Origin of the sequence: Bartonella sp. PS17NMGDW, assembly GCF_042193555.1 — a bacterium.
GTDB classification, from domain to species: domain Bacteria; phylum Pseudomonadota; class Alphaproteobacteria; order Rhizobiales; family Rhizobiaceae; genus Bartonella; species Bartonella grahamii.
This window is the reverse complement of sequence record NZ_JBHILY010000021.1, coordinates 1-9307: the sequence shown is the minus strand read 5'-3', so window position 1 is coordinate 9307 and position 9307 is coordinate 1. Positions and strand designations below refer to the sequence as shown.

Here is a 9307-nt window from a genome sequence, read left to right as displayed (position 1 = left end):
GCTCTAATCCTTCTTTCGATATCTTTCTCATCTGACGCTCCATAAAAAAAGCCCCACAAAAGTGAGGCTGGATAAAAATGTTTTTTTATGATCTCTATTGACTATGCTCTTTGATCAGTTGCTCGACTTCTTCAACACGAAAGCCAAGTTGAAAGAGCGGTGCATATTCGCTTTCCTGTAATTCATACTGACAACGCTTTTCTACAAAATCACCATTTGAATCAAATGGCATGGTTGTTGTTAGACAAACCTTATGCGTGTCATCTTCTATCCCCTCTTCTCCTTCACTGAGTTCTTTGACAAAAAACCAATAAAAACGCGTTGTCAAAAGCATCTCTAGCCTTCTTACTGTTTCAACTTTGTCAAAAGAAAGCATGTTCAGATAATCTTCTTTGCTATTTAAATGCTCTGGATATTCTATCATCTCTCCCTCCTAAACAAAATGACGCGTATGGCTACATCCACGCGCCGCAACTTGTTCATTTCCACCATTGACGATCATGGCGGCTCGAGTAAAACGCCCATTATCCGTTGTATTACTCCAGCTACCACCCCCTAACAATGCTCTCATTTCAAACGTATTTTGCGTACGGCTTATAGGTATAGGAAACGTGCCCGATAAAAATTGCCAAACATAACCGCAACCATCCTCACAACCGATATGCGAGATCATTCGACGATTCGCCGTATCCTTATATCCACCTGAAACCTTAGAGGTTGGTTCTTTCTTGCCAACAATATGTGTCTTTTCATTGCTTCCATACATAGCAGAAGCAAACGCTTCATCACTCAGTAAAGATTTTTTAACACGCGCCATATCTGTTACATGTTCGGTATAATTACGGTTTGTTGTTATATTGGTACGATACATTGATTTCGTATTTTCACCCGTCCCTGATTGAAGATAAATATCAACCCAAAGATCTGTAGAGGGGTCGTAGACCATTCCCTCTGGTGAACTATAAGGGCGGTGATTTAAACACCAAACTGAATTGGGTAAAATATCCCCTGCCCTATAACCAGACAAGGGGTGACCAGAAATCGTACCAACATCCGCACAAAGCGTATGAAACCCTCCTATCTTGCGCGAATTATTGACGCTGTAACCGTTTGGATACGTAGAGTTTTCTGATACAACAATTTTATGAGAATCTCCCTCCGGTACCAAATAAAGATAATAATCCTTGCCCGCAGAAAGAGACGGCATGCTTATTCTGGCATCTACCGTATAACTTACAACCAAAATATCATGAGTTCGTGGCAAAGTTAGATAGGTTCCTTTTTTCACGGTTAATTGCGCTTTGCCTGTCGCAACAAGAAAAGGGGTGGAAATTGATAAAACCGTTAAATGAGACTGTTTTAGAAAAGTGTTTATCTTTTCTGCGAGATTTTTTGCTTGTGTGGCTACTGTATGAGCTGTTGTCGCTGTTTCCAGAGAACTCTTGATACCTCCAAGCTCTTGCTTCGTCGTATCGGCTGTTGTTTTAGCTTCTTCTGCTGTCCTTTTCGCTCTATCGGCTACTTCCTTGGCTTTTTCGGCTTCGCTCTTGGCTTGATAGGCTTGTGAATCTGCTGTCTCAGCTTTTTTCTTGGCTTCATCTGAGTACATCCGTGCTAAACTTGCTATAGTCTTAGCATTATCTGCTGTTTCATTCGCGTCGTAAGCTTTACTCCACGCTTCATTTGCTGTTTTTTCTGCCTTTTCTGCCTGACTACGCGCTTGCTCCGCGTCATGTCTTGCATAACCAGCAGACTCCTTGGCTTCCTTGGCTATTTTTTGTGCCTCTTCCGCTTCTTCCTCTAAAGACGCGGCTTTTTTACCCGCTGTTTCGGCTGCCCTCTGCGCCTCTTCTGCTATATATTTTGCATTACTAGCTATTTCCTTGGCTTTTTCTACTTCATTCTTGGCTTCATACGCTCGGTCATCGGCTTTCTCCGCTATTTTCTTGGCTTCTTCGCCTGCCGTTTCTGCTAAACTTGCTATAGTCTTAGCGTTATTGGCGGCTTCATTCGCGTCGTAAGCTTTACTCCACGCTTCATTCGCTGTGCTTTTTACCTTTTCCACCTCACTACGCGCTTGCTCCGCATCATGCTTGGCATAACCAGCTGTCTGTTTAGCTTCTTGTGCTATTTTTTCGGCTTCTTCTGCGGCTGCTTCTAAAGACGCGGCTTTTTTACCCGCTGTTTCAGCTGCCTTTTGCGCCTCTCCTGCTGCATATTTTGCACTATTGGCTATTTCCTTGGCTTTTTCGGCTTCATCTTTTGCTTCATACGCGTAGTTATTGGCTTTCTCCGCTATTTTCTTGGCTTCTTCGCCTGCCGTTTCCGCTAAACTTGCTGTAAGCTTAGCACTATCTGCTGTTTCATTCGCTTTGTGGGCTTTATTCCACGCTGCATTCGCTGTGCTTTTTGCATTTTCCACCTCACTACGCGCTTGCTCCGCATCATGCTTGGCATAACCAGCTGTCTGTTTGGCTTCTTGTGCTATTTTCTCGGCTTCTTCCGCTTTACGCTTCGCCTCTTGTGCTATGCCCTGCACCGTTTCCACACTCACCTGCCCTGCCGTCTCTCCTGAACGCACCGCAGACTCTGCTACCGCTTTCGCTTCAGAAGCTAATTTTGTAGCCTCCTCTGCACTCTGTTGGGCTTGATGAGCCGTCGCTGTTGCTGTATCCGCTGCACTCTTGGCTTCTTCTGCTGTGGTCCTCGCTGTATTCGCCACCCTAACAGCGCTTTCTGATGCTACTTTAGCTTCCTTAGCTACGCTTTCTGCTGTTGCTGTCGCTGTCGCTACCGATTGTTTTACTTCCTCCACTAAACCTTTTGCCTCAACAGCTGTCGTTTTACTTTCATTAGCTAACGTTGCTGCCTGATCTGCTACTTTTTTCGCTTCAGCGGCTTTAGACAATGCTTCTGAAGCATCTTGTTGCGCTGTTGATGTCTCTAACGCCTGTTTTGCTTCTTGCACCATAGTCTTGGCTTCAGAAGCTGTAACTGTCGCATCATCTGCCTTCTTTTCGGCTCTTGCGGCTTTCTCTTCTGCCGTTTCTGCTGTGCTCTTAGCTTCTTGCGAAAGGACATGAGCATCCTCTGCTTTATTCTTCGCTTCCACCGCTGTGTCTTTTGCACTATCCGCTAACCGCTTTGCATTATTCGCTAACGTTTCTGCCGAATGCGCTGTCGTCTTAACTTCTTCAACCAATTGTTTGGCTTCACCAGCTTTAGTCTTGGCTTGTGTAGCAACGTCTTCTATTGTTAAAGCCCTCTGCTCTACTCCTTCTGCTGTCCTTTTGGCTCCCTCAGCTGTATTCTTGACATGATCAACCGATTGCTTAAGACCATGAGCTACCGACAGGGCTTTAGACGCCGTTTCTTTTGCATCACCAGCTACCGAAGAGGCTGTCTCTGCTGTCGTCTTGGCTTCAGAAGCTGTCGTGAGAGCTTGCCCACTGTTCGTTGCTGCTGTTTCTGCAACATTCTTCACCTCGCCCATCACCTGCTTGGCATCATCAAAAGCGCTCTTGGTTTGTTCGGAAAGTGTTTTTGCATCTCCTGCCGTTGCCTTGGCTTCTCTTGCCTCTGTCAAAGCTGTCTCTACTGTGCTTTGAACTTGTGTCACTCTTTGAGAGCTTTCCGTGACCGTTGTCGCCACTCTATCAGCTGCACCTTTAGTATCATCCGCAATGCGCTTGGCTTCTTGCGCTAACCTCTCAGCCGCTTCTGACTTCATCTTGGCATCTTCTGAAGAGGCTTTCGAGACCTCCGCTGTTGTCTTGGCGGCATTGGATACTGTTAATGCCGTATTTGCCTGCTCTAAAGCTGTATCAGCTGTCGTCTTGGCGGCATTGGCTACAGTAACTGCACTCGCTGCTGTGCCTGCTGCTTGCGCTATCGTCGTCGCTGCTGCATCCGATAATTCCTTGACACTGTCTGCTATAGTTTTCGCTTGATCTGCTGTTTGTTGCGCCCCATTCGCACGCGCCATGGCTTTTTCTGCTTCTTGCCTTGCATTAACAACCTGCTCTAAGGGCGCAAAGGTTTCATACGAATACAAAGATGCCGTCCCTAAAAGCTTCGGAACAACAACGCTGTCTTGAGAAGTTCCTGCTATCATTTCTTCTCTCGTCGCGACAGGTATCAAATATTCATGTTCATGATCGGGTATCTTCATCTGCTTTCGTCCTCACATCATTCAGAGTACTTCGTCTAATGAACACTCTTTCAAATCTTCAAACTCTTCTCTTAAAGCCTCGAAGCGCTTCTCTAAATCTTTCAGTGAACCATCAAGCTCCCTTTTCAAAGCGGCTTTCAGTAAATCAAAAACGCCATTAAGCGGCGCATGTACAAATACTTCCCCCGAATACAAAACGACCCGTACTTGAGACGGGTCGCTAATCTCTGATATCGCAAACGGTTTTAATGACATTTCAACTCCTCATGTCTTGATCCCATAAACTACACTCACATTAACGGGGCGCGTTTCAACACCACCAACCCTCTCTGCCATAAGGTGATGTTCATGATGCGCTCTGTCATTCAGACCTTCTGTTATAGGCGTTGAATAATATAAAAAATTAGCAAAAGGACTCCTGATAAACCAAGGTAAACGCGGCGGCTTATCTTTTTCTGTAAACCAAAATGGAAGCTCTGAAATGCCCACTATTCGGTCAAATTCTTCATGACATTTCTCTAAGCTATCCCCACTCAAACCTACACACTCTTCGTCTATAGCTCTCTTTCGCCTTGTCACGGGCGCTTCAGAAGAAGAAACATCTCGTTTTTTTCGAGAAGAAAGACCTTCTGATGACGCCGGACCTATAAAATGTTCGTGCGCTTTTAAAGAACTTGGTTGTATACTTGCAAAAGAACGCCAAGGGTCTAAATTGCGTTCATTATCAAGTCCCCGTAAAAATAGCCCCCGAAAATCGGGAACATTAAACGTCGCAACGCCATCTCCTTCTCCCCACGTCGTTCCTATGACACAAAATAAATCCCAATAGACAAGCCGCGGATAAGCCTTCCCATCACATGGCAACCAACCATCCGGCAAGCGCTCCATTGCAAACGGTCCTATCAGACCAGTGGGTAAGCGTTTTAAGGAAGAAACTTTGCCCCTTGTCGGGTTGAGAACTTGCCAACCCGTAAGCTCTTCATCATACACAACTGTATAAAGACAGCCATCTTGTATCTCTCCTCCCGATAAGGCTAATAAACCGGTTTCTGTCGCCTTATAAACGGGCTTACCGGCTAAATTATTTAAAGCAATTGTTGTCGCCCCAACATTCTTGCCCTTCGCTTTAAAACAAACTGATATCCCATTCTTATACTCTAAAAATGCCGATTGGCTTAGAAGCCTTATCACGCTCGTCTTTTGGTTATTATCAACCGTCACAATCCCTTCAAGTACGCCGCCCGTATCCGATAAATATTCACGCACCCGTTGCATCATAAAACGAGCGCTATTATTAACCGTGTTAGGGTGCTGTCCCTCTGACCAATTAATCAAAGCATCAGCACCACCATTCTCAGATGCCGTTAAAGACCAATCATAAATCGTGGACATCTGAACCTCACGTCTTGATTCCAAACACAACACTCATATTAATCGGACGCGTCTCACTTACACCTGAACGAGCCCAAACAACATCACGCATATGAAGGTGAGAATGGGGAAAGGCGAGCTTATGGTGCACGCGTATATCCTCTGCCCTCACGCCCAAACGTTCAGCAAGCTTCAACCTTTGCTGGTCATTCAACACATATCCCCAGATGATCGTCATATCACCATGCCAACTCTCTTCCTGATTTTCATCATTCAAAATCGTAAAGGATTGCCTCCCGTGATCATGCTTTCTCATAGCGTCATTTTGTAAAGTGCCAAGATAACGAAAGCGGTCGATCTCGCGATCATCATCAACACCTCGTAAAAAAACACCACGCAAATCGGGAACGTTAAACTTGTTCCAAGTATCAGCTCCACCCCACCTGATCCCTATCGCTTCATAAAGAGCAGGATAATCACTGCGCAAATAAGCCTTCCCATCACAGAGTAACCAGCCCTCTGGCAAAACTTGCATCCCAAAAATGCCTATCGTCCCTGTAGGATAAACGGGAATAACCGGTTCTTGTGATAAAGAGAGAGGTGTAGGATTTAAAACTTGCCAAGCATGATCCCTATAAATCAAGCTATAAATGCACCCCCTTTGAAGTTCACCTCCAGATAATGCACGAATGCCTAATTCCGTCGCCTTATAAACGGGTTTAGCGGCTAAATCATTCAAGGCAATTGCGGTTTCCCCAACATTCTTACCCTTCGCTTTAAAACAAACTGATATCCCATTCTTATATTTCAAAAAATGCGATTTGCTTTTAAGTCTTATCAACGTCGTCTGTTGTTCAGCATCAACCGTAAAAGTACTTTCAATCACACCACTCGTATCGGATAAATATTCACGCATACGCTGCATCATCACACGGGCGCTGTTATTCACGCTGCTAGGACGTTGTCCTTTTGACCAATCAATCAAATCATCACAATAGGCATTCAAGGAGGCATTTAAAGACCAATCATAGATCGTCGACATCTTAAACCTCATGTCTTAATCGCAAACAGAACACTCACATTAACTGGACGCGTCTCGCCTTCACCAGTGCTCTTCAAAACAACCTCTTGGCTCTCATCAAGAGTATAAGGACTTACAATGTAGCCCCCTAAATTCTCACGCTCTATACCCATAAAATTCGCGAGAGAACTCCCCCCAAACAAGCCTAGACGATAACCCAACACATCTGTCGTATTCCCATCCCAAAAGTTTTCGTTGCTGGTAAAATGAGACATCGAAAGGCTCTGTCCTTGATGTTGGTGAGACTCGATTAAATCTGTTTGCACACTGGCAAAAGAACGCCAAGGGTCTAGATTGCGTTCATTATCAAGTCCCCGTAAAAACATCCCTCGAAAATCAGGAACATTAAATGTCGTAACGCCATCTCCTTCTCCCCAAACCGTTCCTATCGTCTCAAATAAATCACGATAATCACGACGCAAATAAGCTTTTCCATCACAGAGTAACCAATCCTTTGGAATCCCGCGCATTCCAAACGTGCCTATAAAACCCGTGGGATAAAGACTGCTTTCTTCTTCTAAAGGGATAGAGGTAGGATTAACAAGATGCCAATGATCTCCATTATAAAACAATGTATAAATGCACCCTTGTTGGATTTCGCCCCCTGATAAAGGACCAACCCCTAATTCTGTCGCCTTATAAACCGGCTTGCCATCTAAAGTGTTTAAGACAATCGTGGTTGCGCCAACATTCTTACCCGTCGCCATAAAGCGCAAAACGATACCATTCTTATACTCTAAAAACTGTGAAGTGCTTGCAAGCCTTATCACACTCGTTTGTTGGACATGATCATTTGTAACAATGCCTTCAAGCTCTCCACCCGTGTCTGACAAATACTCACTTATCCTTTGCATCATCACACGGGCGCTCGTGTTCACACTGCTAGGCTGCTGTCCTTCGGACCAATCAATCAAATCATCCACGCGCGTATTATCCGCCGCTCTAAGCGACCAATCATAAATCGTTGACATTTCTCGTGAATCCTAGTTTCTGTAAAACGGTCCGTAAAACGCCCGCATGAATTGCGTCATCAAAGGATTATCATCATCACTCTCTTCTTCTTCCGAAGCTTCTTCTTGTGATGCTAATAATGCCCTTAAAACCTCTAACAAGTTGTCTCTATTTCTAATGCCACCATGCGCTGTAGGACTTGCTCTATGAGGCTGCCCACCATACATCTGTAATACACGGTTGACAAAATCACTTGCACGCATAGCGTTGTTTCCACCATTCAAGCCAACCGCATTGCTCCCAACAATTTGCGCCGCATTGGCATGGGGATTTTGCAAAAGACGCGCGGCTCCCCCTGCCCCTTGTTGATGCTCTATATCATATCAAAAAACACAATAAAGTCAATAGTTTGTTTGTAATTATTTTATATGAATCCACTTAAGAATCCACACTTTTATGCATGATTCATTTGATCATTTTTTATATAAGATTGCCATGTATGAATAGACCATAAAAAGCAAATCATGATGTAAAGATTATAACGCATGTGTGTATTCAAATGAAATGAAAAGCTGTTATCATTCATGACAGTTTATAAATTTTATGATACGTTTTTATCACTTAAAAATCGCATTGAAGTTAGTAATATAGACTTTTTTAATTTCGCTAAATTTTTAGCGAAACTATTATAAGCTTATAAGTTTAATTTATAAAATTGCATAAAAAGATTTAAAGACAAAATCATATTTAAAACGCTTTCTAAAAATTTAGAAAACGATAGGCAGGCATTATACAGATCCTATCATCACAACAGATATGAAATTCAAAAAGTTATATCTTATGAAATCAAAAGCCTTTTAATGAATAGATTGCAGGCTAGTTTTTAAGAACGGAACTATTCGCTTCCACAAAAAAATGGAAGCAAATAATGCCATGGCAGTAGAATTACTATCTACTTTAGATTTGGTACTAAAAACGTTTTAAAAGTTATAGTTTAAAAATACGAAACCAAATGAGCTCTTTCCAAATTTGGGGGCACCTATTAAGACAAAGATAAGTAAGTAAAATTCAAAATCGTTGTAATATTATAAGGCATAGGATTTACTTAATTTTGAGTCAAAAGTTACCTTGTTTAAAGAATGCTCTATTCTAAAGTTAACGTCTCCAAAATTGGATCGGTTAATTTTGCTAGCCAAATATAGAGCGATTAATTTGCAAAGAAATTATGTTTTAAAGAAAGTAAAAATACGCTTATGAGAACCTCATTAAATGAACCTTTAAACGTTTGAAACATAAAATGAGATCTTTATAAGTGTTTAAAACTTTTTTTATAACAGCTATAACTTAGTTACCATTTGTTCTTAAGAACGTTTCATTTACGAAAAAACAAAGATCTAGATTTCACAGCAGAGCAAAATCTTAAAAACCTTACATTTTATAAAAGCGTTTGTTTATTTTTCTTATAAAAAGCTGCTTTGAAAACCAATGCTTGCAAGCTAAAAAGAACGTTTTTATAAGACATTCATTTAAGATGCATTTGCTTTTGATTGGATTATTAAAGCTACCGAGCGTTTTGATTTGTTTGATACGTTTGATAGCCATAACAAGCGTTTTATAGGCTCTCTCATTCAAATGAGTGATTAAAGATCATACGCACATTTACATTCCTTTTGATAAGTTTTCATATCTCTCATAGAGCGCTTGCAATATGATACGTTTTGTATATATGCATT

Annotated in this window: 6 protein-coding genes and 1 pseudogene; all 7 read right to left on the bottom strand. The window is 42.4% G+C overall.

What is annotated here, in order from left to right; all coding sequences use genetic code 11:
* Window positions 1-94: 94 nt before the first annotated feature.
* Window positions 95-424 carry a hypothetical protein gene (locus ACFIJK_RS08295; protein ID WP_375626961.1) on the bottom strand — a complete coding sequence of 110 codons (330 nt, stop codon included), beginning with the start codon at window positions 422-424 and terminating at the stop codon, window positions 95-97.
* A gap of 9 nt (window positions 425-433) precedes the next feature.
* Window positions 434-4171, bottom strand: a complete 3738-nt coding sequence (locus ACFIJK_RS08290) for a hypothetical protein (RefSeq protein WP_375627471.1) — start codon at window positions 4169-4171, stop codon at window positions 434-436.
* A gap of 21 nt (window positions 4172-4192) precedes the next feature.
* Entirely contained in the window at window positions 4193-4426 is a 234-nt protein-coding gene (locus ACFIJK_RS08285) for a hypothetical protein (RefSeq protein ID WP_375626965.1), read from the bottom strand.
* Between the two features lie 9 nt (window positions 4427-4435).
* Window positions 4436-5563: a phage tail protein gene (locus ACFIJK_RS08280; protein WP_375627470.1), complete on the bottom strand. Its 1128-nt coding sequence runs from the start codon at window positions 5561-5563 to the stop codon at window positions 4436-4438.
* A gap of 7 nt (window positions 5564-5570) precedes the next feature.
* On the bottom strand, window positions 5571-6584 hold the full coding sequence (locus ACFIJK_RS08275; protein WP_375627469.1) for a phage tail protein: 1014 nt from the start codon (window positions 6582-6584) through the stop codon (window positions 5571-5573).
* 8 nt (window positions 6585-6592) lie between these two features.
* On the bottom strand, window positions 6593-7594 hold the full coding sequence (locus ACFIJK_RS08270; protein WP_375627468.1) for a phage tail protein: 1002 nt from the start codon (window positions 7592-7594) through the stop codon (window positions 6593-6595).
* A 12-nt stretch (window positions 7595-7606) separates the two neighbouring features.
* A pseudogene (locus tag ACFIJK_RS08265) lies at window positions 7607-7951 on the bottom strand (lytic transglycosylase); the annotation flags it as partial.
* Window positions 7952-9307 lie beyond the last annotated feature (1356 nt).

Bases quoted from the DNA above. Each gene is read 5' to 3' on its own strand.
- ACFIJK_RS08295 (WP_375626961.1), bottom strand. From the start codon at position 424: ATGATAGAATATCCAGAGCATTTAAATAGCAAAGAAGATTATCTGAAC.
- ACFIJK_RS08290 (WP_375627471.1), bottom strand. From the start codon at position 4,171: ATGAAGATACCCGATCATGAACATGAATATTTGATACCTGTCGCGACG.
- ACFIJK_RS08285 (WP_375626965.1), bottom strand. From the start codon at position 4,426: ATGTCATTAAAACCGTTTGCGATATCAGAGATTAGCGACCCGTCTCAA.
- ACFIJK_RS08280 (WP_375627470.1), bottom strand. From the start codon at position 5,563: ATGTCCACGATTTATGATTGGTCTTTAACGGCATCTGAGAATGGTGGT.
- ACFIJK_RS08275 (WP_375627469.1), bottom strand. From the start codon at position 6,584: ATGTCGACGATCTATGATTGGTCTTTAAATGCCTCCTTGAATGCCTAT.
- ACFIJK_RS08270 (WP_375627468.1), bottom strand. From the start codon at position 7,594: ATGTCAACGATTTATGATTGGTCGCTTAGAGCGGCGGATAATACGCGC.